The organism is Haloplanus sp. XH21 (assembly GCF_023276355.1).
Taxonomy (GTDB): domain Archaea; phylum Halobacteriota; class Halobacteria; order Halobacteriales; family Haloferacaceae; genus Haloplanus; species Haloplanus halobius.
The window spans coordinates 665,395-690,372 of record NZ_JALLPL010000001.1 but is presented as its reverse complement, the minus strand read 5'-3'; the positions used below and the strand labels follow the sequence as shown (position 1 = coordinate 690,372).

General features: G+C 68.0%; 25 protein-coding genes and 3 pseudogenes. 14 read left to right on the top strand and 14 right to left on the bottom strand.

Features of this window, described 5'->3' with window-relative positions:
* Positions 1 to 29 precede the first annotated feature (29 nt).
* The 3 genes from MXB53_RS03620 (at position 30) to MXB53_RS03610 (ending at position 3,021) form a co-directional block, all read left to right on the top strand.
* Positions 30 to 1,742 (top strand): formate--tetrahydrofolate ligase, encoded by a 1,713-nt coding sequence (locus MXB53_RS03620; protein ID WP_248895839.1) that lies wholly within the window; start codon positions 30 to 32, stop codon positions 1,740 to 1,742.
* A gap of 289 nt (positions 1,743 to 2,031) precedes the next feature.
* Positions 2,032 to 2,358, top strand: coding sequence for a DUF8062 family protein (locus MXB53_RS03615; protein WP_248895838.1), 327 nt, complete (start codon positions 2,032 to 2,034; stop codon positions 2,356 to 2,358).
* 15 nt (positions 2,359 to 2,373) lie between these two features.
* Positions 2,374 to 3,021, top strand: a complete 648-nt coding sequence (locus MXB53_RS03610; RefSeq protein ID WP_248895837.1) for a precorrin-2 dehydrogenase/sirohydrochlorin ferrochelatase family protein — start codon at positions 2,374 to 2,376, stop codon at positions 3,019 to 3,021.
* 1 nt (position 3,022) lies between these two features.
* On the opposite strand, the gene MXB53_RS03605 is transcribed toward MXB53_RS03610, so the two are convergent.
* The 8 genes and pseudogenes from MXB53_RS03605 to MXB53_RS03570 form a co-directional block, all read right to left on the bottom strand.
* Positions 3,023 to 3,361 carry a ferredoxin gene (locus MXB53_RS03605; protein ID WP_248895836.1) on the bottom strand — a complete coding sequence of 113 codons (339 nt, stop codon included), beginning with the start codon at positions 3,359 to 3,361 and terminating at the stop codon, positions 3,023 to 3,025.
* 38 nt (positions 3,362 to 3,399) lie between these two features.
* Positions 3,400 to 4,470, bottom strand: coding sequence for an anthranilate phosphoribosyltransferase (locus MXB53_RS03600; RefSeq protein ID WP_248895835.1), 1,071 nt, complete (start codon positions 4,468 to 4,470; stop codon positions 3,400 to 3,402).
* Entirely contained in the window at positions 4,467 to 5,300 is an 834-nt protein-coding gene (cobA, locus tag MXB53_RS03595) for a uroporphyrinogen-III C-methyltransferase (protein ID WP_248895834.1), read from the bottom strand. The genes MXB53_RS03600 and cobA overlap by 4 nt, the downstream gene beginning before the upstream one ends.
* The gene (locus MXB53_RS15935; protein ID WP_248898061.1) at positions 5,297 to 5,947 is read right to left on the bottom strand and encodes a DR2241 family protein; all 651 of its coding nucleotides are present in this window, start codon (positions 5,945 to 5,947) and stop codon (positions 5,297 to 5,299) included. Before MXB53_RS15935 ends, cobA begins: the two co-directional genes overlap by 4 nt.
* A 57-nt stretch (positions 5,948 to 6,004) precedes the next feature.
* Positions 6,005 to 6,820, bottom strand: a pseudogene (locus MXB53_RS15930) (CbiX/SirB N-terminal domain-containing protein); the annotation flags it as partial.
* Positions 6,817 to 7,104, bottom strand: coding sequence for a DUF6360 family protein (locus MXB53_RS03580; protein WP_248895833.1), 288 nt, complete (start codon positions 7,102 to 7,104; stop codon positions 6,817 to 6,819). The gene MXB53_RS03580 and the pseudogene MXB53_RS15930, both read right to left, overlap by 4 nt.
* Before the next feature lies 1 nt (position 7,105).
* Positions 7,106 to 8,884: a nitrite/sulfite reductase gene (locus tag MXB53_RS03575; RefSeq protein ID WP_248895832.1), complete on the bottom strand. Its 1,779-nt coding sequence runs from the start codon at positions 8,882 to 8,884 to the stop codon at positions 7,106 to 7,108.
* A gap of 101 nt (positions 8,885 to 8,985) precedes the next feature.
* Positions 8,986 to 9,318, bottom strand: coding sequence for a DUF8134 family protein (locus tag MXB53_RS03570; RefSeq protein ID WP_248895831.1), 333 nt, complete (start codon positions 9,316 to 9,318; stop codon positions 8,986 to 8,988).
* Positions 9,319 to 9,546: 228 nt separating this feature from the next.
* On the opposite strand from MXB53_RS03570, the gene MXB53_RS03565 reads away from it, so the two are divergent.
* Entirely contained in the window at positions 9,547 to 9,705 is a 159-nt protein-coding gene (locus MXB53_RS03565) for a hypothetical protein (RefSeq protein ID WP_248895830.1), read from the top strand.
* A 105-nt stretch (positions 9,706 to 9,810) separates the two neighbouring features.
* Here the strand turns inward: MXB53_RS03565 and MXB53_RS03560 are convergent, their stop codons facing one another.
* The gene (locus MXB53_RS03560) at positions 9,811 to 10,920 is read right to left on the bottom strand and encodes a glycosyltransferase family 4 protein (protein WP_248895829.1); all 1,110 of its coding nucleotides are present in this window, start codon (positions 10,918 to 10,920) and stop codon (positions 9,811 to 9,813) included.
* Between the two features lie 154 nt (positions 10,921 to 11,074).
* Here MXB53_RS03560 and MXB53_RS03555 point away from each other — a divergent pair.
* From MXB53_RS03555 to MXB53_RS03530, 6 genes and pseudogenes are all read left to right on the top strand, one after another.
* Positions 11,075 to 11,383: pseudogene (locus MXB53_RS03555) on the top strand (RNA-guided endonuclease TnpB family protein); the annotation flags it as partial.
* Positions 11,384 to 11,525: 142 nt separating this feature from the next.
* The gene (locus tag MXB53_RS03550) at positions 11,526 to 13,505 is read left to right on the top strand and encodes an aldo/keto reductase (RefSeq protein ID WP_248895827.1); all 1,980 of its coding nucleotides are present in this window, start codon (positions 11,526 to 11,528) and stop codon (positions 13,503 to 13,505) included.
* Positions 13,502 to 14,245 (top strand): CDP-alcohol phosphatidyltransferase family protein, encoded by a 744-nt coding sequence (locus MXB53_RS03545; RefSeq protein WP_248895826.1) that lies wholly within the window; start codon positions 13,502 to 13,504, stop codon positions 14,243 to 14,245. Before MXB53_RS03550 ends, MXB53_RS03545 begins: the two co-directional genes overlap by 4 nt.
* A gap of 170 nt (positions 14,246 to 14,415) precedes the next feature.
* Positions 14,416 to 15,438: a zinc-dependent alcohol dehydrogenase gene (locus tag MXB53_RS03540; RefSeq protein WP_248895825.1), complete on the top strand. Its 1,023-nt coding sequence runs from the start codon at positions 14,416 to 14,418 to the stop codon at positions 15,436 to 15,438.
* A gap of 24 nt (positions 15,439 to 15,462) precedes the next feature.
* Positions 15,463 to 15,840: a 6-pyruvoyl trahydropterin synthase family protein gene (locus MXB53_RS03535; protein WP_248895824.1), complete on the top strand. Its 378-nt coding sequence runs from the start codon at positions 15,463 to 15,465 to the stop codon at positions 15,838 to 15,840.
* Complete coding sequence (locus tag MXB53_RS03530; RefSeq protein WP_248895823.1) at positions 15,837 to 16,658, top strand: class I SAM-dependent methyltransferase; 822 nt, start codon at positions 15,837 to 15,839, stop codon at positions 16,656 to 16,658. Before MXB53_RS03535 ends, MXB53_RS03530 begins: the two co-directional genes overlap by 4 nt.
* Here the strand turns inward: MXB53_RS03530 and MXB53_RS03525 are convergent.
* A complete protein-coding gene (locus MXB53_RS03525) occupies positions 16,643 to 17,023 on the bottom strand; it encodes a DUF7475 family protein (RefSeq protein WP_248895822.1) in 381 nt (126 codons plus the stop codon). The genes MXB53_RS03530 and MXB53_RS03525 overlap by 16 nt on opposite strands.
* Before the next feature lie 76 nt (positions 17,024 to 17,099).
* On the opposite strand from MXB53_RS03525, the gene MXB53_RS03520 reads away from it, so the two are divergent.
* Positions 17,100 to 17,822: a glycosyltransferase family 2 protein gene (locus MXB53_RS03520; RefSeq protein ID WP_248895821.1), complete on the top strand. Its 723-nt coding sequence runs from the start codon at positions 17,100 to 17,102 to the stop codon at positions 17,820 to 17,822.
* Between the two features lie 21 nt (positions 17,823 to 17,843).
* On the opposite strand, the gene MXB53_RS03515 is transcribed toward MXB53_RS03520, so the two are convergent.
* Entirely contained in the window at positions 17,844 to 18,086 is a 243-nt protein-coding gene (locus MXB53_RS03515; RefSeq protein ID WP_248895820.1) for a hypothetical protein, read from the bottom strand.
* Between the two features lie 271 nt (positions 18,087 to 18,357).
* The gene (locus tag MXB53_RS03510) at positions 18,358 to 18,573 is read right to left on the bottom strand and encodes a hypothetical protein (RefSeq protein WP_248895819.1); all 216 of its coding nucleotides are present in this window, start codon (positions 18,571 to 18,573) and stop codon (positions 18,358 to 18,360) included.
* A gap of 121 nt (positions 18,574 to 18,694) precedes the next feature.
* Between MXB53_RS03510 and MXB53_RS03505 the strand changes: the two genes are divergently transcribed.
* Together MXB53_RS03505 and MXB53_RS03500 are read left to right on the top strand one after the other, a co-directional pair.
* Entirely contained in the window at positions 18,695 to 19,687 is a 993-nt protein-coding gene (locus tag MXB53_RS03505; RefSeq protein ID WP_248895818.1) for a type II glyceraldehyde-3-phosphate dehydrogenase, read from the top strand.
* A gap of 54 nt (positions 19,688 to 19,741) precedes the next feature.
* Positions 19,742 to 21,064 (top strand): annotated as a pseudogene (locus tag MXB53_RS03500) (putative PEP-binding protein); the annotation flags it as partial.
* Positions 21,065 to 21,528: 464 nt separating this feature from the next.
* Here MXB53_RS03500 and MXB53_RS03495 read toward each other — a convergent pair.
* Complete coding sequence (locus MXB53_RS03495; protein ID WP_248895817.1) at positions 21,529 to 22,926, bottom strand: Nramp family divalent metal transporter; 1,398 nt, start codon at positions 22,924 to 22,926, stop codon at positions 21,529 to 21,531.
* A 388-nt stretch (positions 22,927 to 23,314) separates the two neighbouring features.
* On the opposite strand from MXB53_RS03495, the gene MXB53_RS03490 reads away from it, so the two are divergent.
* Positions 23,315 to 23,734, top strand: coding sequence for a universal stress protein (locus tag MXB53_RS03490; RefSeq protein WP_248895816.1), 420 nt, complete (start codon positions 23,315 to 23,317; stop codon positions 23,732 to 23,734).
* Here the strand turns inward: MXB53_RS03490 and MXB53_RS03485 are convergent.
* On the bottom strand, positions 23,731 to 24,936 hold the full coding sequence (locus MXB53_RS03485; protein ID WP_248895815.1) for an MFS transporter: 1,206 nt from the start codon (positions 24,934 to 24,936) through the stop codon (positions 23,731 to 23,733). The genes MXB53_RS03490 and MXB53_RS03485 overlap by 4 nt on opposite strands.
* Positions 24,937 to 24,978 lie beyond the last annotated feature (42 nt).

Here is a 24,978-nt window from a genome sequence, read left to right as displayed (position 1 = left end):
CATATGGAGGGGTTGTGTATCTCCCGACGATGACTTCGGACGACACCGACGGCGGCGACGCACCGACGGACATGGAGATCGCACGGGCGGCGGAGACGCGGCCGATCGAGGACGTAGCCGGTGACCTCGGCCTCGGACCCGACGACCTCGATCCCCAGGGCAACGGGATCGCGAAGATCGAACAGGACGCCATCCGACGGACGCTGGGCGACGCCGACGAGGGCAAACTCATCCTGGTCACGGGGACGACGGCGACCCCGAAGGGCGCGGGCAAGACGGTAACGACCGTCGGCCTCGGCCAGGGACTGAACCGCCTGGGCGACCGGAGCGTCGTCGCGGTCCGTGAACCCTCGCTCGGCCCCGTCTTCGGCATCAAGGGCGGTGCCGCGGGCGGCGGCCACTCGCAGGTGCTCCCGATGGAGGACATCAACCTGCATTTCACGGGTGACCTCCACGCGCTGACGACGGCGCACAACCTCGTCTCGGCGACGCTCGACACCAAGACCCACTACGACGAACTCGACATCGACGTCGACAACGTGAGCTGGAAGCGCGCGCTGGACATGAACGACCGCGCGCTCCGCGACATCGTCGTCGGCCTCGGCGGGGAGACCAACGGCCCGCCGCGCGAGGACGGCTTCCAGATCACGGCCGCCTCCGAAGTGATGGCCGTGCTCTGTCTGGCCGACTCGCTGTCGGACCTGAAAGAACGCCTCGCACGGATGATCGTCGCCTACGACATGGGCGGCGATCCGATCACCGTCGGCGACCTGGGCATCGAGGGCGCGATGGCGATGCTGCTGAAAGACGCGCTGCGCCCGAACCTCGTCCAGACCATCGAGGGCTCGCCCGCGTTCGTCCACGGCGGCCCCTTCGCCAACATCGCCCACGGGACCAACTCGCTGCTGGCCGACAAACTCGGCCTCGCGCTGGGCGACTACCTCGTCACGGAGGCCGGCTTCGCCGCCGACCTCGGCTTCGAGAAGTTCGGCAACATCGTCTCGCGACGCGGCGTCGCGCCGGACGCGGCGGTGCTGACGACCGCCGTCCGGTCGATGAAGTATCACGGGCTAGATATGTGGCCGACCGACTACGACCTGCTGAAGGAACCCGACGCCGAGGCGGTGCGTGACGGCCTGTCGAACCTCGATCACCACGCCGGCATCATCGAGCAGTTCGGCGTCCCCTTCGTCGTCGCCATCAACCGCTTCCCGACGGACACCGACGCCGAGATTCAGGCCATCATCGACCACTGCGAGGAGCAGGGCTACCCCGTGGTGATCTCGGAGGCGTTCGCCGAGGGCGGCGAAGGCGCGGAGGAACTCGCCACGACGGCCAAGGAGCTGGCGGACAGCGACCAGGGCGCGTTCGAACCGCTGTACGAGCTGGATCTCGGCCTCAAAGAGAAGATCCGCACCGTCGCGACCGACGTGTACGGCGCCGAAGACGTCCACTTCACCGAGGACGCGAGCGACGACATCGCCCGCCTCGAGGACCAGGGATACGGCGACATGCCCGTCTGTCTCTCGAAGACCCAGCACTCGACGACGGACGATCCGACGCGGAAGGGGGCACCCACGGACGACTGGACGCTCACCGTCCGCGAGTGTTACCCCGACGCAGGCGCCGGATTCGTCGTCGTGCTGACGGGCGACGTGCTCACGATGCCCGGTCTCCCCGCCGAACCCGCGGCTGAGGGGATGGACGTCGACGAGGACGGCAACATCAGCGGCCTGTTCTGAGACGGGCGGCCGTACGCGCCGTTCGCCGCTGGACCGCCGCGTTTCAGCACCCTACGAAAGGGAAATCGGGTAGAGCAGTTCCCCTTAGTAAAGGGAAAAGATTAGAACAGTCCGGTTGTAGTGTGGGAACGTCCACCGGTCTGCAGAGGCACCCCACACGCCGATCATCCGATCGTCGTGCCGGTGGACGATCGATCGCCGATATGGTCGCGGCGTCCCCCTTGTCGCGGCCATCCCCTTTCGCAGTAGATGTGCTACGTTGAAGGGCATCGCGTCCGTACTCGACGACGTGTCAGACCGGATCGACGACGTTCCGACCGTCTCGTGTGAACGCTGTGGTCGCGAGTGGGATCTGTCATACGAACTCGACGAGTTGCTGGCGGGCAACCGCGCTGTCGAGCAGTTCGCGCTCGATCACGAACGCCACACCGGCCACTACCCCGACGGCGTCACGACGTGGCGAGCGACCTGTCGCCACTGCCCCGACGGCGTCGAACGCCTGGCGGAGACCGCTGCCCGTCGCTGGGCGCAGACCCATGCCCGCCACACCCGGCACGACGTAACCCTCCACCACGCGGAGGAAGACGAGACGACGCTGATCGAAGGCGCGGAGTGACCACCGGGACCGACCGTGATCCCCCTGATCCACGACTTCGACGACGAAACCGTGCTCGTGTTCGGCGGCGGCGCCGTCGGCGCGCGGAAAGCCCGGCGGTTCGCCGCGGAGGCCCACGTCATCGTCGTCAGTCCAACCTTCGTCGACGCCGATTTCGGCGACAGCGAGTGCGTCAGAGCGGCGCCCGACCACGACGACGTGACGGGATGGCTCGACCGCACGTCCCCCGCCTTGGTCGTCGCCGCGACGGACGACGCGGCGCTCAACGCCGCCATCGAACGCCACGCCCACGACGCGGGGGTCCTCGTCAACCGGGCCGACCGGAGCGGCGACCGTGATCCCCGGAGCGTCGTCGTGCCGGCGACGCTCCGAGACGGTCCCGTCGGCATCGCCGTCACGACGAGCGGGACGAGTCCGGCGGTGAGCCGTCGCCTGCGCGACGAACTCGCGCCCGTCGTCGAAGGAGCGGGTCTGGTAGCGACCGTCGTCAGCGACCTGCGGGCGGATCTGAAAACGCGCGACCTGTCGGCCGAGACGCGCCACGCGGCTATCGGCGCCGTCGCCCAAGACGACGCCGTGTGGGAGGCGGCCAGAGACGTGGGGACCGAATCGGCGGTTCGGGCGGCCGCGGAGCGGGCACTGGCGGCGGTCCTCGACGAGTGACCTACCAGTCGACGCTCAGCGTGCCGTCGCCTTCGGGGTCGGGAGCAATCTCCTCGTCGGTCCGGCGGTCGACGACGTGGATGACGCCGTTGCCTTTCTTCGCGGGACAGACCTCGGCGGCGCGGACGTTGTGGTCCAGGTCCTCCTCGCCGACGTAGTATGTTTTGGGCCGAGCCAGTCCCGTTTCGAGGTCGAGATCCCAGTTCGACGACACCTCCGCGCATTTCCCGGTGCCGATGCATTTGTTCGCCTCGAAGACGATTTTGTACGGCTTTGCCTCGACGGGCGGCGCGTCGCTGTCGCCGATGTCGCTCGGGCGGATGACATCCTCGTCGCTCATGGGGTGGCGTAGTCGGGGAACAGTGTTAAGCGGGCGGTTCAGAACGCCCGCAGGTCGTCGAGGACGGCCGCCGCCGACCCGTCGTCGATGGCGGCGCGAGCGGCGTCGAGGCCCGCACCGAGGGAGTCGGCGTCGCCGCCGGCGTAGATGCGGAACGCGGCGTTGAGCGCGACGGCGTCGTACCAGTGGTCGTCGCGTTCGCCAGTCACCACCTCGCGGGTGAGGCGAGCGCTGTCTACGGCCACGTCGTCGACTTCGAGATCCGCTTCCTCGAAGTCCATGCCGTATTCGGCCGTCTCGATCTCGTAGTCGTCGAAGTCGCCGTCGGCCGACCAGTCGGCGACCTTGGTGTAGCCGGGGCGGATGTCGTCGTACCCCTCCATCCCCTGGAACATGATGACGCGGTCCAGGTCGTGGGTCTCGCTCCGCTCGAACGTGTCGACCACTTTCTTCGCGAAGGCGAGGTGATAGAAGGAGCCGAGATGGACGCTCGCGCCGGCGGGGTTGGCGAGCGTCTCGACGGTGTTGACGAACGTGCGCACGCCCATCCGGTCGCGGTGCTCGAACAGGTCGGCGACGGCGGGGTTGAACGCGGGCTGGTAGTAGAAGCCAAAGCCCGTCTCGTCGACCATGTCGGCCGAGTCGCGGGGCGTCAGCTCCGTCGCGACGCCGAGTTCGTCGAGGACGTGCTTGTACGCGTCCTGTTTCTGCGTGGGGACGCGGTCGCCGGAGTGGGCCACGACGGGGGTTCCGGCACCGGCGGCGACGACGCCGGCGGCGACGCCCAGAATCGCGGTGCGGCCCTTGCCGTCGTAGTTGGCGCCGCAGTCGACGGGGTCGGCGTCGGGCGTGGCGTACTCCACGCGGTCGCACATCTCGTCGGTGTAGGCCGCGAGTTCCTCGCTCGTGTTGTGCTTCCAGCGGTTGGCCAGCCAGAAGGCGCCGAGGGTCGTCGGATGCGGTTCGCCGGCGAAGATGCGGCGCATCGCCTCGGCGGCCTGCTCGGAGGTCATGTCCTCGGCGGATTTGGTGCCGGAGCCGACCACCTCGGTCATCAGGCGCTTGAGGGGCCAGTCGCCGAAGTCGGCAGCATCGTCGGCGTCGCTCATTGGCGGTTCACCTCCACGACCTCCGACCCGTTCGCAGAAGGGCCGTCGACCACCGCATCGGTGTCGCCGAGACAGTGTGCGACCGTCTCGCGGACGCCGACGACCTGCCCGACGACGGTGACGGCGGGCGGGTCGATGCTGGCTTCTTCGGCGCGGTCGACGATGGTGTCGAGCGTCCCCGTGACGGTGCGTTCGTCGGGGAGAGTGGCGCGTTCGACCATCGCCACGGGCGTGTCGGGGGCGACGCCGCCCTCCCGGAGCGCGGCCACGTTGTCCGGCAGTCGACCCACGCCCATCAGGATCACCAGCGTGCCGCCCGCGTCGACGAGCGACGAGAGGGCGTCCCAGTCGAGGGCGCTGTCGGGCTTGCTGGGGTCCTCGTGACCCGTCACGACGGCGAGCGTCGAGGCGTGGTCGCGGTGGGTCGGGGGGATACCGGCGACGCCCGGCGCGGCGATGGCGCTCGTGATGCCCGGCACCACCTCGAAGGGGACGCCGTGGCGGGCGAGATGCTCCGCCTCCTCGCCGCCGCGGGCGAAGATGGTCGGATCGCCGCCCTTGAGACGGACCACGTCGCGGCCGGCCTTGGCCTCGCGGACGAGACGGTCGTTGATCTCCGCCTGCGGGGTTCGTTCGCCGTCGGCACGCTTGCCCACGTTCTCGACGCGCGTGCCGTCGGGAATCGATTCGATCACGCCGTCGCCCACGAGCGAGTCGTGGAGGACGACATCGGCCTCGTCGAGCAGTCGCCGGGCCTTCACCGTCATGAGTTCCGGATCGCCCGGACCGGCACCGACGAGGAACACCGTTCCGGTGGTTGTCGTGCTCATCGTTGGGGAGTGTCGGGGACGCCACGTGCGCGCCGGTAGCGGACCCGGTATCGGTTGCCCGGATCGGTCAGATCGCCCGGCGGCACGTCGGCGTCGGGATAGTCAGGTGCCTGTTCGTCCGGCGGTTCGTCGACGAGGACCTCGCGCGCGGCGGCAACGAGGAACGAACACGGCTCCCGGCAGGGGAGCGCACCGTCGCCCCGGTCGACCGGAAGCCGGTCGTCGGCGTGTTCGTCCCAGTCGCGGCGCTTGGCGCAGTTGCCACACACCGCCTCGGTCACGTCGACCAGTTCCTCGCGGGAGAGGTTCGCGACGCGCTCGTAGATACCGGTCTGTCGCGTCGCCACCTCGCGGTAGGAGACGGGGTTGGGGTCGTCGGCCCACGTCTCGACGGACGCGGGATAGACAGTGGCGAGCGCCCGGAGCAGGGCGGTCCGGTCGAGACCGGACAACACCCACCCCGTCGGCAGCGACTGCTCGCCGGCGAAGGGTCGGTAGCGCCCGTCGTCGTCCGCGCGCACGAACGCGCGGAAGTCGTCGGGATCGCGGTCGGCAAGCGCCGTGCGAGGAACGCCCCGGTCGGCGCGATGACGGAGTTCGTAGCCCGTCTCGGTCGCGGCGACGACGAGGTCGCCCCACTCGCGCACCCGATGGCCGCCCTCGCCGGGAGCGGAATCGAGCCACGACAGGAAGGCGTCGGCGGCGTCGGGCCGGACGGGCGTCTCGTCGTCGGCGTCGCGGTCGATGTCGGCGCCCGCGTCGGCGGCCCGCTCCAAGAGCACGTCGGGCATGAGCGGGTCGGTGCCCACGGCCGACGTGTACCAGATGCGGCGGCCGGCGACCTCGCCGGGGACGGGGTAGCCCGAGCGCGGGTCGTCGGTGATCCCCAGCAGTTCGGGGATCTCGTCTTGCGTATGAAAGCCGTCGGCGATGAAGAGGGGGACGACCGCGATGTCGTCGGCGTCGAACGCCTCCAGCACGTCGTCGACGTAGGGCGCCTCGTCCATGAAGAGCGCGCCGACCTCCGCGAAGTCGGTCGTCTCGCGCAGGGCGTCGACGTGGTCGTAGATGGCGTCGGCGCTGTTCGGGTTGCGCTCGGTGCCGTGGCCGATGACCGCGAGCGCGGTGTCTTCCTCGGCGACGCCCTCGTCGAGATATCGACGGGCGCGTTCCGCGACCACCTCGGTCATCGCGGGATGGGTGCCGACGGGGTCGGTGTAGATCACGTCGGATTCGACCGGCGTGCCCGTCACGTCGGCGACGCCGAGGCCGAACTCCCGGGGGAGCACCCGATCGACGAAGTAGCCCTGACTCACGAACAGCGGGACGATGTACGCTTCGTCGGCGTCGACGGTGCGGAGGACCGAGCGAAAGGAGGGTGACTCCTTCCAGAACGCCTCGCGCACCTGATCGAAGCAGCCGCGCTCGCGGATGGCGTCGGTGTGGGCGTACGTCGGCGTCGCGGAGTCGGGGTTGCGGTGGGAGCCGTGGGCCGCGACGATGAGGGCCTGGGAGGTCATGCGTCCGTCTCGTTTGCGTCCAGACGCTCCGCCGCCTTTTGTAGTTCGGTCGCGAGGGTGCGCGCCTCGTCGGCCGAGAGGGTGACGCGGTCCGCGTGTGGCTCCACGTTGTCGAGCTGCGTGTTGTCGAGTTCGAGTTCGAGCGTGATTTCGTCGGGGTCCTCACGCGGGGTGCGCACGTTGAGCGTGGCGAAGGCCTCCTCCTCGAAGCCGTGGCCCTCGACGCTGGCGTCGAGGAGGTCGAACGTCGTGAAGGCGTTGACCTTCATCACGCGGTCGGCCATGTTAGTCGTCCGAGGGGAGCGGCTGGTCGTTGCGGTCGGTCGGTGCCGGCGACGCGCCCATGTCGGTGTCCTCGGCGTAGGGGTACCACGTCATCTTCGTGTTGTTGAGATAAGGGTCCTCGTAACTCGTCTCCGCCGGTTCGGCGAGGGCGGCGAGTTCGTCCTCGTCGCGGTCGGCGACGAAGTCACGGAAGGACTCCTCGGGGCTCTCGCGTTCCTGCTCGTAGGTCTCCAGCAGGTTGGCGATGTAGCCCGGAATCTCGTCGGCGGGGATGCGCATCTTCACCCAGTCGGCGAACTGCGGGTTCTCGCCGAGGCCGCCGCCCAGGCCAACGTCGAACGCCTCGACGGGATCGCCGTCCTTCCGGGTCTTCATGCCCCGGAGGCTGATGTCGGCGATCTGTGGCTGGGCACACGAGGCGGTACAGCCCGAGAGGTGGATGTGGAAGTCCGAGACGCCCTCGGGGATCTCCACGTTGTCCCGGAGCCAGCGGCCGTACCGGACCATCCGGTTTTTCGTCTCGACGATGGAGAGCGAGCAGTATTCGGTGCCCGTACACGCGATGGAGCCGCGCATGAACGGGTTGGGGTCGGGCGAATGTTCGTCCAGCAGCGGCTCGGCGAGGAAGTCGTCCAGATCCTCGTCGGCGATGTCGCCGACGATGACGTTCTGGCGCTGCGTGAGGCCGATCATCTCGGAGCCGTACTCCTCGGCGAGGTCGGCGAGGTCGATGACATCGTCCGCGCTCATGCGGCCGACGAGGACGGAGAGGCCGACGAAGTTCTGTCCATCGCTCTGGTCGTGGACGCCCACGTAGTCGCCGGGGGCGTCGGAGCGGCCGGCGTTGTAGTCGTACTCGTCGCGGAGGTCCTCACCCGCGGTGGGGAGTTCGTAGTCGACGTACTCCTCCTGGAGGACGGACCGAACCTTCTCGGGACCCCACTCGTCGACGAGGAACTTGATGCGGGCGTTGAAGCGATCCTCGCGGTCGCCGTAGTCGCGGAAGAGCGCAGAGAGCCCGGCGGCGACGTCGGTGGCGTTCTCGGGGCGGCAGAAGACATCGATATCGCGGGCGAAACGGGGTTCCTTGCGGGCGAGACCGCCGCCGACGTGGACGTTGAACCCCTCGACTTCCTCACCGTCGATCTCCTTGGTCGCCGGTTCGAAGGCGAGGTCGTTGATGTCGCCCTGGCCGGAGCCACGGCGGTCGCCGGTCATGGCGACTTTCCACTTGCGGGGCAGGTTGGCGTAGAGGTCGTTGCCCTTGAACGTCTCGTGGAGTTCCTGCACGATGGGCCAGACGTTGATGAGTTCGTCGGCGTCACGGCCCGCGACGGGCGAACCGACGATGTTGCGCCAGGAGTCACCACAGGCCTGAATCGTCGAGAGGCCGGCGGATTCGAGTTCGTCCCAGATGTCGGGGATGTCCTCGACTTTGATCCAGTGGAGCTGGATCGACTGGCGCGTGGTGAAGTCGGCGTACGCCGAGCCGAACTCGGGGTTGTCGACGGGACCGGTGGCGTAGTCGCGGGCCACCTCGCCGACGGTCCGGAGCTGTTCCGGCGTCATCCGGCCCATCGGCGTCCCGATGCGCATCATGAAGTAGCTCTCCTGTCCCTTCCGCTGGTGGTACAGCCCCCACCATTTGAACCGCTCGAACCAGGCGTCGTGTTCGTCCTCGGGGATGGCGTCCCACCCTTCCTCGGCGAATCGGAGGAGATGGTCGCGTATCTCCATCCCGTAGGTTTCGTCTTTCCAGCGCTCGACCTTGGACGGCATGCAAGGCTAGAAGGCTCCCGAACATATACGGTCGTGCCCGCCGTCAACCTTCCCCGGCTCTCCGGGGATGCGACAATATTTGCCGCTATATGTGAGCCGTCTCACGCCGTGGCCGGCGTTCGGCCACAGCCGGGGAGATGGACGCTCTCGGGGACGACTGGCCGAAATTCGCCCGTCTCCGGATCGACGCGGCCGACGGTGAGCCAGTCGGTGACGCCGCTCGTCCCGCACTGAATGCACCGGCCGGCGATGCGGCCGTCGACGTTCGCGCCGTCGGCACCGACCTCGACGAACCCCTCCGCCAGGAAGTCGGCGCACCGACAGGAACAGAAATCGTGCTTCGCGAGCCGCCAGAGGTTGCTCACGTTCACCTCCCGAGAATCGTTGACACTGATCCAGGCTCCGGCGTCGAGCTGGTGAACGTCGGTGGTCATGCATCCCGATACGGGGGCAACGGCGGTAAGGTCGTCGGCGCCCGCGACGATTGCCGGTCGTCACACGCGGATTCGGGGGTGAAATCCGGGGTGATCGCCAGACTGCGCCGCCCTGCCCCCGACACACCGCCGTCAGGGATACCGGAAAGGACCGCCTCAATGCGGGAGAACGGGTAGTGATTACGTGCGAAGACGGCCTTATACGGGCCTAGCGTCTACGAGATATCGATGACCGAGAAAAGTGAGACCGTGACGCGGTCGTCGGACGCCGACGCCGAAGACAACGCCGAAGAGCGAAACCATCTCTCCGACGTCGAGGCCGGGGCCGGCTGCACGGAAATCTGGGAACACCTGAGCGAGCGGCGAGACGGCGCAAACCAGGACTGACCTTCTCTCCGAGCGACGCTACTCGCACCGAAACCACCGGAAAGGCCGGTGTGGAGACCGTTTCGAGGAGTCCGATAGCGACGGCGATGCAGTTCCCTCATCGACCTATTCGTCGAGCACCGCGGCGACGTGGCGACGGATCACCGCGTGAAACCGGTCGCTCGCGTAGCGGTCCCGCGGACGCGTCGGCCGAGCATCGGTGTCGACGGCGGCGGCGATGGTCGCCACGGCGTCGGTCGTGGTGTCGAACAGCCGGTCCGCGCGGCCGCCGAGGATCTCTCGCTGGCCGCCCGAATCCGGGGCGAACGCCACCATGCCGGCGGCGACGTACTCCGCGACGGCCATCCCGAAATGCTCCGCCGGCTTGCAGTTCAGCCCGTAGCGGTGGGTCGCGAGCAGTCGGTCGATCCGCGACCGCGGCGCGTCCCGATGGAGGTGGACGTAGTCGCGGTCGGCCGCCGCCGACGCGACGCGCCGGGCGTAGTCGGCGTATCGTGCCGACGACGACCCGACCAGGTGGAGATGCAGGTCGTGACCCCGGGCACGGACGCCGTCGACGATCCGAACGGCACGAAGCGGCCGCTTGTCGGGGGCGAGACGCCCCACGAACACGACGCCGGCCTCGCGCTCGGCCCAGGGACGCGGGTCCGGCGGCGGATCGACCGGCGGATGACACACGGTCGGGCGCCGGCCGTATATCGTTTCGACGGCGTCGGCCGTCCACGCGGAGTTGGCGAGGAGACGGGCGTCGGCGGGCAGCGTGCGGTCGCCGAGGCCGCTCAGGCGACTCCAGACCGGATCGAGTCGCCCCGCCGTCTCGCCCGCGGCGTGCCGCCGGTTGAACTGCGGGAAGTGAACGTACTGGACCGACGGAAGCGGGAGCGCGAACTCGTTGGCGGTGCTGACGGCGATGTCGAAGTCGTCGGCGCGGCGGGCGAACGCGCGCCGGAGCAGGACGCTCCGCGGCGGTAACTGCGGCCCGAACTGCTCGGGGAGGGCGTCGAGCGCCCGCGAGACGACGGCCTCGCGCGGTCGGTGGACCGCCACGTAGACCTCGGTGTCGAACAGCCGGTCGAGGTCGGCGATCGACGAGCGGGAGAAGGTGACGAGCGTCACGTCGTGGGCGGCCTGGAGCGCCTCGCAGACGTGCAGACAGACCGCGTCGGCGCCGCCGCGGAAATCGAGCGTGTTGTGGAGGACCGCCACCCGCGCCATACGGCCTGTCCGGGACACAGCGACTTATAGAACATGCGAGGCGAAAACCACGGCTTTAGCCGTGGGATGAAGCGGACAACTGGGAACCAAACCGCGCTACGGCGGCAGTCAGACTCCCCCAGTATTCAAGAAACACCAGGCTCACATATAAGAGATGGAGGTGCGGCGTACCGTCCCCGTTGCGCTCGACGTGGACAATGACGACGCCGTACTCCTTGAAGACACCGTAGACACCTTCCTCTGGTCGGCACAGTACGTCGTTGACCACGCTTTCCAAGGCGAGTACGTCACCACCAGCAAAACACAGTTGGACGACGAAACTTACGACGACGTACGAGAGGCCACGGACGGTTTCAATGGCGGTCTGGTGCAGGCCGCTCGGAACAAGGCCGCTGAAGCCTGCAAGAGCGTTGTCGCACGCTGGAAGAACGGGAAGAAAGCGTCGAAACCACGCTTGAACAGCGGGATGATGAACGTGAACGGAGGCTATTCTCCTGCCGAGGAATCGGCCAGAACGGGAGTCCACGCTGAATCCCACCGCTTTAGCGGTGGGTAGCTCAAATCGTCGCCGAGGGACTTTTCACGACCGCTGCCCGCCGGAGGGTATGGACTGTGCGTTCGTGGGGTGTGGTGCCGTTGCCCACAAGTACGCCGAGACGCTCGCCCGGTCGTCGCTCACGCCGGTCGCCGCGTGTGACCTCGACGCCGAGCGCGCCGCGTCGTTCGCGTCCGACATCGGCGCGACGGCGTACACCGACCTCGACGCACTCCTCGAGGCGGAAGCCGCGCCGCTGGTGGTGACCCTCACGGGCCACGACGCCCACGCCGACGTGACCGAGCGCGCGCTCCGCGCCGGGCGCCACGTCTGGAGCGAGAAGCCGCTCGCCCTCGACGCGGCGCGGGCGACGGCGCTCGTCGATCAGGCCGAGCGCCGCGGCCTCGCACTCGGCTGTGCGCCCATCACCGAGCGCTGCGAGGCCCAGCGACTCGCGGCGACGGCGCTCGCCGACGGCCGCCTCGGGACCGTCCGACTCGCGTACGCCCACGCGCACGTCGGTCGCGTGACCGACTGGCACGACGACCCCGAGTCCTTCCTCCGGGTCGGCCCCCTGTACGACGGCGCGGTCTACCCCCTCTCCCTGCTCGTGGCGTGGTTCGGCCCCGCGACGCGGGTGCGGACCGCCGACGCGACGACCCCGTGGCCGGACCGCGACCCCACTTCGGACCGACCCACGCACGTCGAGGCGACCGTCGGATTCGCCGACGGCCCGCAGGTCCGCCTGACAGCGAGTTTCTACGCCCCCCACCGGAGCCGGGAGTTCGTGAGCCTCGAATGCCACGGCGACGACGGCTCGCTCTACCTCGACGACGCCGGCGACCTCGGCGGCGGCGACGGGCACCGCGTCTCGTTCGGGCGGATCGGCCGTCGGTACACGCCGATGCCGCTCCAGCAGCCGTCGGCGCGGACTCCGTATCTGGCCGGTCCGGAGCGCCTCGCGGCGAGTGTCCGCCGCGGACGGCCCGAACGGGCGTCGGCGCGGCGCGCGGCCCACGTGGTCGCCATCTGCAACGCCATCGAACGGGCAGCCGAGCGCAGCAGCGGTGTTGCCATCGACCACTCGAACGGCGTTCCCACGACGACGCGGCGGCGACCCTCCCTGGGCGGGGCCGGCAAGGGAGCGGAGCAGCCACCGGAACCGCCCCGGGCCGCGCTCCGGCTACCGCCGGTCGGGTTCGGCTGTTCGCGCTACCGCGACGGCGACTACGTCGACCGGGAAGACTCCATCGCGACGGCGCTCGACGCCGGCTACCGCTTGCTCGACGCCGCGGAACTCTACGGCAACGAGGCGCGCATCGGGGAGCTGCTCGCCGCACCGGGAAGCCCTGACCGGGAAGCGCTCGTCCTCGCGAGCAAGGTGTGGAACACCAACCACGGCCACGTCGTCGAAGCCTGCGAGACGACGCTCGCCGACCTGGGCGTCGACGCGCTCGACTGCTATCTGGTCCACTGGCCCGACGCGTGGGCGTACACCGGCCCTCTCCGGCGCCTCGCGGAACTTCCCGTCGACAAACAGGAGGCGCTCACCTTCCCCGAAACCCCCGAGGGCGACCGGGCCACCGCGGACGTGAGCCTGGAGTCGACGTGGCGGGGGATGGAGGCGGTCCACGACCGGGGGCTGGCGGCGACGCTCGGCGTCTGTAACGTCGACCGCGAGACGCTGGCGGACCTCGTCGAGTTCGCGCGCGTCCCGCCGTCGGTGGTGCAGGTGGCCTGCCACCCCTATCGCCCGCGTACCGACCTGGTGTCCTGGTGTCACGAGCGGGGCATCCGGGTGATGGCCCACTCGCCGCTCTCGGTGCCCGGCCTGCTCGATGACCCCGTCGTGACGGCCGTCGCGGCCGAGATGGGCGTCTCGCCGGCCGCAACCGTCCTCGCGTGGGCGGTCGGCCGGGGCGTCGTGCCGATTCCGTCGAGCAACGACCCCGATCACATCGTCGAGAACCTCGCCGCGGCGGGGGACCGGCTCACGTCCGCCCAGCGCGAGCGCATCGACGCGCTCGAAGACCCCGAGTTCGAGCGATGAGCGGGGGGCGATTCACGAGGCACCGACGGCACGTCGCGGCGGCGACCGTCGCAGGGACGGTGGCCGCCGGCGCGGGAATCGGCGGCTGGCTGTTCGTCGCCGAGGCGGGGACGCGCGCCGACGCCGACCGGTGGCTCGTGGTCGCTGGCGCGGTGTTCGCCGCCGTCGTCGGCTTCGCCGCGTACCACCTCGACGACCCGGACGACGCGCTCGCCCCGCCGAATCTCGTCACGGCGAGCCGTGGGGGCCTGTACGCGGCGACGGCGGGCTTTCTGGCCGTCCCGCCGTCGACGCCGGCGGTGGCGTGGGCGCCCGCCGCCTGCTACGGGACGGGCGTCGCCCTGGATCTGGTCGACGGCCACCTCGCGCGACGCCTCGGTCGGACGACCGCCCTCGGCGCACGTTTGGATCTCGCCTTCGACACGCTGGGCTTTCTGGTCGCCCCGCTCGTGGGCGTCGTCTGGGGGCGACTTCCCGTGGCGTATCTGTCGATTTCGGCCGCGAAATACGCGTATCGGGCGGGGATCGGCTGGCGTCGCCGGCGGGGGCGCCCGATCGGTGACCTGCCCGAAAGCCGACTCCGTCGCCCGCTGGCCGCGCTCCAGATGGGCTTTATCACCGTCGCGCTCGCGCCCGTGCTCCCGGTGTCGGTCGTCCATCCGGTGAGTCTCGTCGTCGTCGCGCCGTCGCTCGTGGTGTTCGGCCGGGATTATCTGGCCGTCACGGGGCGATGGGGCTGATAGGGAGTATCGTAACTGTCCAGAGCTTCTCACCGAGACGGTCCGGCGAGAGTCTCCGACGACTTCCGATACCCCCTATGAGTCCGGCGGCAGGATGAAGTATCACGCGTCGCTACGGGGAGCGTGACGGGGGATATCAGGGACGACCGCCCGACGGGGACGGGCCACGGATGAACCGGCGGTCGCTGTACTTCACCGGACCGCGGACCGTCGAGGTGAGACAGGAGCCGCTGCCGGACCCCGGACCGGACGAGGTGCTCGTCGAGACGCGCGTCTCCGCCGTGAGTTCGGGGACCGAGACGCTGCTCTACCGCGGGGAGATGCCGCGGACGCTGGCCGCCGACGAGACCATCGACGCCCTCGAGGGCGACCTCTCGTATCCGCTCAAATACGGCTACGCGGCGGTCGGCGACATCGTTTCCGCGGGCGCCGGGGTCGACGAGGCGTGGCGGGACCGGACGGTGTTCGCGTTCACCCCCCACGAGAGCCACTTCACGGCGTCGCCGGCCGACCTCGTGCCGCTTCCGGAGCGGATCTCGGCGGAAACGGCCGCACTGTTGCCGACCGCGGAGACGGCGACGGGGCTCGTCATGGACGGCCGCCCGCGCGTTGGCGAACGGGTCGTCGTCTTCGGCGCGGGGATGATCGGCCTCGTGACGACGCGACTGCTGTCGCAGTTCCCGCTCGACCGTCTCACCGTCGTCGAACCCGCGACGCGGCGACGTGAGATGGCCGGGCGCCTCGGCGCCGACGAGACGCTCACCCCCGAGCGGGCCGCATCCATCGGGGGGCGGGGTGAGCCGGCGGGCGCCGACCTGGCCTACGAACTCTCGGGGCAGCCCGCGACGCTCGACGACGCCATCGACGCCGTGGGGTACGACGGGCGGATCATCGTCGGGTCGTGGTACGGCCGCAAGCGCGCGGAGACCGACCTCGGCGGCGTCTTCCACCGGAACCGCATCGACATCTCGTCGAGTCAGGTAAGCACGCTGGCGCCCGAACTCCGGGGGCGGTGGACGAACGAACGTCGCCTCGACGTGGCGTGGGAGCGGTTGCACGGGCTCGACACCGACCGCCTCGTCACCCACCGGATTCCGATCCGGGATGCCGCCGAGGCGTACCGCGTCCTCGACGGCGGCCCGGAGAACGCGCTCCAGGTGTTGCTCACCTACGAGGAGCCCCCGTGCGTATAAGTCGGTCCACGGCCACGAGCGGGTATGTACCGCCTCTCGGTCGCGCGGGATTTCGTCGCCCAGCATTACCTCACGGTCCCGGATCCCGGCCCGGAAGGTGACGTCCACAGCCACCAGTTCGAGGTGGCGGTTCGGCTCGCCGGTCCCGAACTGAACGAGTACGGCTACCTCGTCGACATCGACGCCGTCGACGCGGCGCTCGACGACCTCGAAGCCCGGTATCGCGACGCGCTGTTGAACGACCTGCCGGAGTTCGAGGGGCTGAATCCGAGCGTCGAGCGCTTCGCGAAACGGTTCGGCGACCGGTTCGTCGCGGCGGGGGCGACGGGCACCGCGACGCGACTCACCGTCCGCGTCTGGGAGGACGAGGACGCCTGGGCGAGCCACGAACGCACACTATGACCCACGCCGACGAGCGGTATCTCGAAGCGAAGCGGACGGTCGACGACCGCGCGCTCGACCGCCGCGTTCGCGACCGACTGCTCGACACCCTCCCGTCCGACACGCAGATAGTGGAAGCCGGCGCGGGCACGGGAGCGACGGTTCCGCGACTGCTCGACTGGGGAGTGCGGTCGGGGACGTACCGCGGCGTCGACCGGAACGCGGCCATCGTCGACCGCGCCCGGGCGTTGCGACGCACGGAACTCGACGGCGATCCCGTCGACGGCGGCTTCCGCGTCGACGACCTGGCCGTCCGGTTCGAACAGGGAGACGCCCTGGAGGCCTTCGACGGCGAACAGGCCGACCTCGTCGTCGCGCAGGCGTTTTTCGATCTGGTGCCCGTCGAGGCGGCGCTCGACGCGTTCGCGGCCGCCCTCGGTTCGGGCGGACTGGTGTACGCCCCGATCACGTTCGACGGCGAGACGGTGTTTCAGCCGTCGCATCCGGCCGACGACGCCGTCATTGCGGCCTACCACGACCACATCGACGGGACGCCGGGACGGGACGTCCACGCCGGGCGCCGCCTCCTCGATCGCTGTCGGGAGCGGGCGGGCGACCTGCTGGCAGCCGGTGCGTCGGACTGGATCGTCAGGCCGATGGATGGGGCGTATCCCGCGGACGAGCAGCAGTTTCTCGCCACCATCCTGTCGTTCGTCGCCGACGCCGTGAGCGACGTTCCGGGCAGTGACGACTGGCTTCGGACCCGTCGTCGACAGCTCGACGAGGGAACGCTGACCTACGTCGCCCACGGCTACGACGTGCTCTACCGGGTGGCGTGAGTCGCCGACGACTCCCGCCGATACAGCGTCACGAGAACGGCGATCAGGGTGACCTGCACCACCTTGTCGCCGAGGCCAGCCGGGCTGACGACGTTCGGCCAGTTCAGGGAGAAATAGAGGACGACCTGGACGGCCGTGAACGGAATCCCGACGAGGTAGAGCAGTCGTCGGCGGTAGTCGAGCAAGAAGAGCAGGACGGCGACGCCGAAGGCGATGCCCGCGAGGACGAAACTGACGCCCTGGAGCGTGTCGATATACTGGACGCCGATAGCGAGGTGGATCACGCCGGTGACGAGCGCGAGGCCGACACCGATCCAGTGGAGCGTGGTCAGCGACGCCGTCTCGAAGCGGGTCGTGGAAGACATGTGTGCAACGATAGCGTGGCACGATAGTAAAGTACCGGGACGCACGCTTATCGGCCAGCGGGCCGTGGGACTGGGCATGGGTATCGAGTACGTACAGCGGGCGTCGTCGCCGGCGGTTTCGGTCGTCGTCCCGTCGGTGCCGGCGTACGACCACGAACCGACCATCGCCTGTCTACGGGCCCAGGAGTTCGATCGACCGTACGAAATCATCCTCGTCGACGACGGGACGGTCGACCGCTCGGAAGCGCGGAACCGGGGGCTCGACGCCGCGGCGGCGCCGGTGGTTGCGCTCACCGACGACGACACCAGGCCGCCGGCCGACTGGGTGGCGACCGCACACGCGGCGTTCGAGGCGGATCCGGACCTTGTCTGTCTCGAGGGGCCGGTGTACGGCGGCTGTCGGAGTTTCGGCCCGCGCCACTACGTCGGCTGTAACCTGGCCGTGCGTCGATCAGCCGCCCGCGAAGTCGGTGGCTTTCGGTCGGCATTTTCGGAGTGGCGCGAGGACGTCGAGTTCGGGTGGCGGATGGAAGCCGAGGCCGCGGGCCACTGTCGGTTCAAAGAGCCGTTCCGGATGTGCCATCCCGAGGTGCCCCGGACCGCGTTCGATTCGTCGCTCGAACGGCGGTTGAAAGAGGAGTATCCCGAACGGTACGCCGAGGTGATGGACGTGACGGTGACCCGGCGGCTCTACCGGCGAGCGAGGGCAGCGGGACTCACACAGCCGATTCAGCGGGGTCGCAACGCTCTCAGGCGGCGGCTTCGCGGAAAATGTGAGGCGGCCGCCCGGATCGAGTGATCGGGGCGGAGCGGATCGGTTCTATCGCGCGAGGCTGGGGTACGCCGAGTGGTTGTCGAGGTCGGTGCGGAGCGAGGCGATGATGAGGAAGGGCAGCATCACGACGGCGGACATCGCGGCGGCGCTGGGACCGAAGACGGTCCCCGCGGCGGCGACGACGAACACCGTCGACACCATCACGGCGCCGAGGACGGCCTGTGCGTTGGTGTGGTCGTCGTCCGATACGCCTACGTCACTCCCGAAGGAGTCAGAGATTGCGCTCATAGCTATCTAGCAAATACTGCGCCAACCCAATATATTTACCGGACTGTCCAAATGACCATGATAAAATGATCGATGGTGAAGAATACTGCCGGGGGAGTACATGAACAATAATTAAGGATTCGTGGGAGAGGAGTGAGATCCGAGGGCGATAGTAGCGTTTGGAACTGTGTACACACCTGATCGCACGCTGTCTGGCGATCAGGTGTGCGATGACTTACAAAGGCTACTGTAGGAGAGGGGTGAATGGAAACGCCGAAATCACGGGATAGCGCTACTCCGAGGGGTCGAAGCTAGCCATGTACGACGTGTGGAGATAGTAGAAGAGCACCATCCCGCCGATCCAGCTGATGATGCCGTAGGCGACGTACGCGAGGGCGGGGAGGTCGAGATAGAAGTACATGTACGACCCGATGACCAAGTACACGGCGACGAAGACGCCGAGCACGCGAATACCGGAACTGGAGACCTGTTGTTTCGGATCGTTCATACTGAGCGGAGACACCGGGCGGTGATACCAGTACCTAGTCCCCCCACGATTTAAGAACGAAAGTTCATGCAAAATCTGCGAAAGGCGTCGGCACTATATGAGGGTGAAGCCAACTCCCGGTATGATCCGCGTAGGCGTTAATGGGTACGGCACCATCGGCAAGCGCGTCGCCGATGCAGTGAACTCGATGCCCGACATGGAACTGGTCGGCATCGGGAAGGCGAGTCCGAACCACACGGCGGACGCCGCCGCCGAGCGAGGCTACGACATCTACGTCCCCGAGGGGCGTCACGACCGCTGGGAGGGCGTCGACCTGGACGTCGCGGGCGACATCATCGACCTCATCGACGCGAGCGACATCGTCGCCGACGCGACGCCGGCCGGGATGGGCGCGGAGTACCGCCCCATCTACGAGGAACACGACACCCCCGCTCTGTTCCAGGGTGGCGAGGGCGCCGACGTGGCCGACGAGAGCTTCACCGCCCGCGCCAACTACTCCGAGGCGATGGGCAAGGACTACGTCCGTATCGTCTCCTGTAACACGACCGGCCTGAACCGGATGTTCGCCCCGCTCGTCGAGGAGTACGGCGTCGAACGCTCCAGCATCACGCTGGTTCGCTGCCGCGGCGAACACGCCGTCACCTCGGCCGACCCGGTGACACTGCCCTCGCACCACGGCCCCGACGCGCTCGAAGTGATCCCCGAAATCGGGCAGATCACGACGATGGGCATGAAGGTGCCGACGGTGCGCCACCACTTCCACGGCATCAACGTGGAACTGGACGCGGAGCCGAGCGCCGAGGAGGTCGCCGATCTGCTCGCCTCCCAGTCCCGCATCCACGTCATCGACGGCGACCTCGACATGTCGTCGGGGTGGGATCTCCAGGAGTTCGCGCTCGACCGCGGGCGCGACCGGATGAACCTCTACGAGAACCAGATCTTCGAGGACTCCATCACGGTCGAGAGCAACCAGCTCCACCTGTTCCAGTCCATCCACCGCGAGAGCGACGTGGTGCCGGAGAACGTCGACGCCATCCGAGCGATGACGGAGTCGGCCGACGCGGAGGAGAGCATCGAACTGACGAACGACGTGATGGGGATCGGCGACATTTAAATGACGGTCAACGAGAACATGGCGGAGGCGGAGGAAGACGAAGAGACGCCCGAGGCGGGCGAGGAACTGGTCAACGGCTACGGGTCGAGTCCCGGCGTCGCGACCGGTCCGGTGAAGATCATCGAGGACATCGACGAAGCGGACCGCATCGAGGAGGGCGACGTCATCGTCACCGAGATGACGGCCCCGGACATGGTCCCGGCGATGAAGCGGTCGGCCGGCATCCTCACCGACGAGGGCGGGATGACCTCCCACGCGGCCATCGTCTCGCGCGAACTCGGCGTGCCGGCCATCGTCGGCGCGGGCGACGCGACGGACGTACTCTCCGACGGCCAGCGCATCACGCTGGACGGCCAGAAAGGCACCGTCGTCGCCCCGGAACCGGAGTCGGAGTCCGACACGACCGACGTGGCGGACGCCGACCCCGAGGGCGACGTGGAAGTGACCGGCGGCGCCCCCACGACGGCGACGGAAGTGAAGGTCAACGTCTCGATTCCGGACGCCGCAGAACGGGCGGCCGACACCGGCGCGGACGGCGTCGGCCTGCTCCGTCTCGAACACATCCTGCTCTCGACGGGCAAGACGCCCGAGCGCTACGTCGCCGATCACGGCGAGGAGGCGTTCGTCGAGGAGATTTCCGAGGAGATCCGGAAGGTCGCGGACGCGTTCTACCCGCGACCGGTCCGGGCCCGCACCCTCGACGCGCCGACGGACGAACTCGCGGAGCTCACGGGGGGGGAGAACGAACCCCACGAGCACAACCCGATGCTCGGCTACCGCGGCATCCGCCGCAGTCTGAAGGAGCCCGAGATGGTCAAGCTCGAACTGCGCGCGTTCAAGCGCCTGCACGACATGGGCTACGACAACGTCGAAGTCATGTTCCCGCTCCCCAACGACGCGTCGGACGTGCGCCGGGCACGGGAACTGATGGAAGAGGTCGGCATCGACCCCGAGAAGCGCGAGTGGGGCGCCATGATCGAGACGCCCGCCAGCATCCGATCCATCGACGAGATCATCGACGAGGGTATCGACTTCGTCGCGCTGGGCACCAACGACATCGTCCAGTTCATGCTCGCCGTCGACCGCAACAACGCGATGGTCGCGGACCGCTTCGACGACTTCCACCCCACGATCCTGGAGGCGATGGCGGAGGTCATCGAGGCGTGTAACGAACACGACGTGGACACCACCATCACCGGTCAGTCCGGATCGCACCCGGACATGGCGAAGTTCCTCGTCGAGAAGGGTATCAGTTCGCTGTCGTCGAACATCGACGCCGTGGCCGAGGTGCGCCGCGTCGTCGCCCGCGCCGAGCGGAAACTCCTGCTCGACTCGGCGCGCGAGAACCTCGACGACGCCGAACCGCAGATCGACTGACGGCGCAACGCTTTCTTCGTTGTTTTCAGCGGCGACCAGCGGCGGCACACGGCGGTGTCCGGTCGACCGGGCGGCGGCTATCGTGTGAGACCACGCGTGCCAATCGAAGCGTGTCGAGGGCGGGCGCGGTGCCGAGGAGTGTGGGGTGGACACCGAGAGAAGGTGGTATAGTAGCCTTTGAAAGTCATCGCACACCTGATCGCGTGCCGTCTGGCGAGCATGGGCAAACAGTTCCTAACGCTACTATAGCAGTCTCGGATGGGGCGTCACGGCGTGTGGTCGGAAAAGCGCCGATGCCGGCGGCAGGTCGGCCGTCCGAGGTACGGCTACGGCTACGACTCTCTCCGGGCGCGTCGACCTCCGACGAGTGACGAGTGCCAGTCACCGAGGGACACAGATCCGTCTCCGGTGTCTCGGGCGAGAAAGCGGAACCGAGGCCGCACCGCAGGGTCGCGAGTCGCCGACTACAGGCCGAGCAGCGTCTGGATGGTCTGGAGCGAACTGCGGGCTTCCCAGACCCCGGAGACGATCATGACGACGCCGGCGAAGATGGCGAGCGCGACCGCCCAGGTTCGCACCGGCGAGAGCGAGTCGATGTCGATCTCGAAGGACATGTACATCACGGCGAGGTACATGAGCCCGATGACCGGCGCGAAGAGGGCACCGGAGAGGGCAAAGAGGATCAGCGGCGCCTCGATGAAGAGGTTGAGCGCGAGCGGGATCGCCGAGAAGAGGACGATCGTCAGCCGGAAGGTGGTGTCACGGGTGATGTTGTAGTTGTCGAACACGCCGTGGAGCGCGAAGGCGTCCTCCCAGAGCCGCGACATGCCGTAGAGCGGGCCGATGAGCGTCGAGAACAGCGCGGCAACGGTGGTCAGCAGGAACAGCGTGGCGGACCACTCGCCGAACTGGGTCGTGAAGATGTTGGCCATCTCCGGGATGACGGTGAAGCCGCTGGGCTGGATGCCTTCGACGTGGAGCGTCGCGGCCGCGGCCGTCCACATGAAGAAGGAGAAGGTCGCCAGGATGGCCGACGAGAGCAGGTTTTGCCAGAGGACGATGTCGCCCCAGCCCTTGAGGCGGTGAATCTCCTCGTCGGAGAGGTCGTACTTGTCGATGTCGTAGCCCTTATCGAGGGGTTCGAACATCCCCATCACCTTGTCCTTGGCGAACCAGACGTAGGAGACGGTCGGACCGAAGCCCGCGCCGATCCAGCCGAACATCGTGAGGATGAACGCCATGCCCCCGACGCCGAGACCTTCGACGCGGCCGGGTATCGAAGGGACGAGGCCACTCGCGAGGTTGGGACCCCAGACATCGACCGTGCTGAGCGAGACGAAGGCGATGAGCACCAAGAAGATCCACAGCAGCGACGTGGCGATCTTCTCGATGAGGCCGTACGAGCGCAGGCCGACGATACCCAGGCCGGCGAGCACCGTTCCGATCATCCAGACGTTCGTCGGGATGGCCGGGACCAGGTGATTGAACGCGCCCGCGGTCTCACCGAGATGGCCGGAGAGACCGATGGCGTAGATGATTCCGCCCAGGAACACGTAGTAGAAGATCCACTTCAGCCACCAGCCCTTCTCGTAGAGGGCGTCGAGGAACGTGTCGCCGGTCATGACGCCGTACCGAACGAGGTAGTACTGGCCGAAGATCTTCGTGAACGTGATGAGTGGGATGAGCCAGATACCCTCCATACCGAGGTACGCACCACCGAGCGGGACGCTCAGGACTTCACCGCCGCCGATCTGCGAGGCGGTGAAGACCCAGGCGGGTCCCATGTAGCTGAGGAACTCCTTCAGCGTCGACGGCGGCTCCGAGATACGGGCCTCGCCGGCCTCGATTTCGCCGGTGCTCACGACGACACACCTCCGGAGCGCGCCCCGCTACCGGGGAAGCCGGAACGGCGTGTTCCGGAGTGCCGATGATCGATACGTGCGGTCCCGTCGAGATGAGTCGACGCGGTAATGAGTCGTGCTGGTCTCTGCCGCATGTTCAACCAGGTGAAAGATAGTGACGGTGGTATAAACGCCGAAAGGTGCACTTTTTGCATTATTTATCATGAAGACCATATTCCTTAAGGACATATAACACGTAACGCGACCGACAGCGAGCCGCAAAAACCGGGGGACTGCAGTCCGATCCGATCCGGAACACCGGCACAGCGGCGGCAATGCGGCGAGATGACGGTAGTAATGAATGACGCGGTCGAAAGCGCTTTAATTATTGTGAGGAATTAATGATAGCATGGTGATACTGACCGCCATCGACAGAGACCCCGGTTGTAAAGGGGTCGTCGAAACCGCATACGACCTTTCGACCAGCATGGACATGCAGCTCGTCATACTCCACGTCGTGCCCGAAGACGGCGACGAGGAGGCTGCCCGCGAGGAGATCGAGGAGATCGTCACGTCGGTCATCGGCGACCTGGAGGGCGTGGACCTGCGGATCATGCCCGAGCAGTCGCGGCGCGACCTGCCCACGGGACGGACCGCGAACCACATCCTGCAAGTGGCCGAAGAGATCGAACCGGACTACATCGTCATCGGCTCGCGCAAGCGGACGGGCCTGGGGAAGATCCTGCTCGGCAGCGTCTCGAAGCTCATCTTGGCCAACGCGGACGTGCCCGTGGTGACGGTCGAACAGACGCGGGAAAACGAGGACTAGCGCCGCAGCCACAGGTAGCTCCCGACGCCGGCGACGACGGCGACAGCTCCGGAGACGACGAGCAGACTCCGGTAGCCGACGACAGTCGACGCGAAGGCGGCGTCGGCGGTGACGGTGAAGCCCACGGGACCGAGCGTCTGTCCGAGGCGGAGCATACTCGTTCGCATCCCCATCGCGCCGGCGCGCAGGTCGTCGGCGACGAGCGTCACGACGGCGGAGTCGATAGAGGGCATCACGACGCCGAAGCCGACGCCGAACACGAGCAACGCGACGGCCACCGTCGCCGGCGACGGCGCGAGGCGCACCGCCAACAGTCCCACGCCGTAGGCGACGAAGCCGAGCGCGACGAGTTCCGCCGCCGACCGGAGCGACGAGAGGCGGCCGTACTGCGAGGAGACGGCGGCGCTCGCGACGGCGACCATCGACAGCGTGGCGCCGATGCGGCCGGCGCCGAGACCGAACACGTCGCTCAGGAGCAGTGGGAGCGCCGTGAGGATGGCGCCGTAGAAGAGAAAGAAAGCCACGAACAGCGCCAGAAAGATGGCCAGCGCCTCGGGGAGCAGGGCGACTTTCCAGAGACGGGAGAGGTACGCGCGCACGTCGGTCGAGCGCTCGGCTTCGGGTTCGGCCAGCGCGAGCAGGGCAAACAGGCCGACCAGCGCACCGACGCCGAAAAAGAGGAAGGGCGCGTTCCAGCGGATCCCGGCGAGCGCTCCGCCGAGCAGGGGGTAGAACGCCGCGCCGGTGCCGACAGTGCTCCCGTTGACCCCCATCACCGCGTCACGGCGCCGGCCCTCGTAGACATCGCCGATGAGCGTCACCGCGAGCGTGATGAGCGCGCTCGCGCCCACGCCCTGCAGGAAGCGAAGCGCCAGCACCTCGGAGAAGGTGCGGGCGAAGGCGACACCCGCACCGGCGGCGGCGAACACGAAGAGCAGCGGAACGATCACCCGTCGGCGCCCGATCCGATCGGCGACCAGACCCACGAACGGGGTGACGAAGACGCCGGGGAGCGTGTAGGCGGTGATGACGAGGCCGACCTGCGCGTCGCTGATGCCGAACACGGGGCGGAGGTCGGGGAGGACGGGACTGACGAGCGAGACGCCCATGACCCCCATCAGCGAGCACGCGAGCACGACATAGAGCGTGCTCGACCGCCAGGGGACGAGGCCCAGCCCGCGGTCGGCGTCGATTCCGAGCACGGAGGCACCTCGCGCGTCGGGGTTGTTATCGTTTGGTTCTCG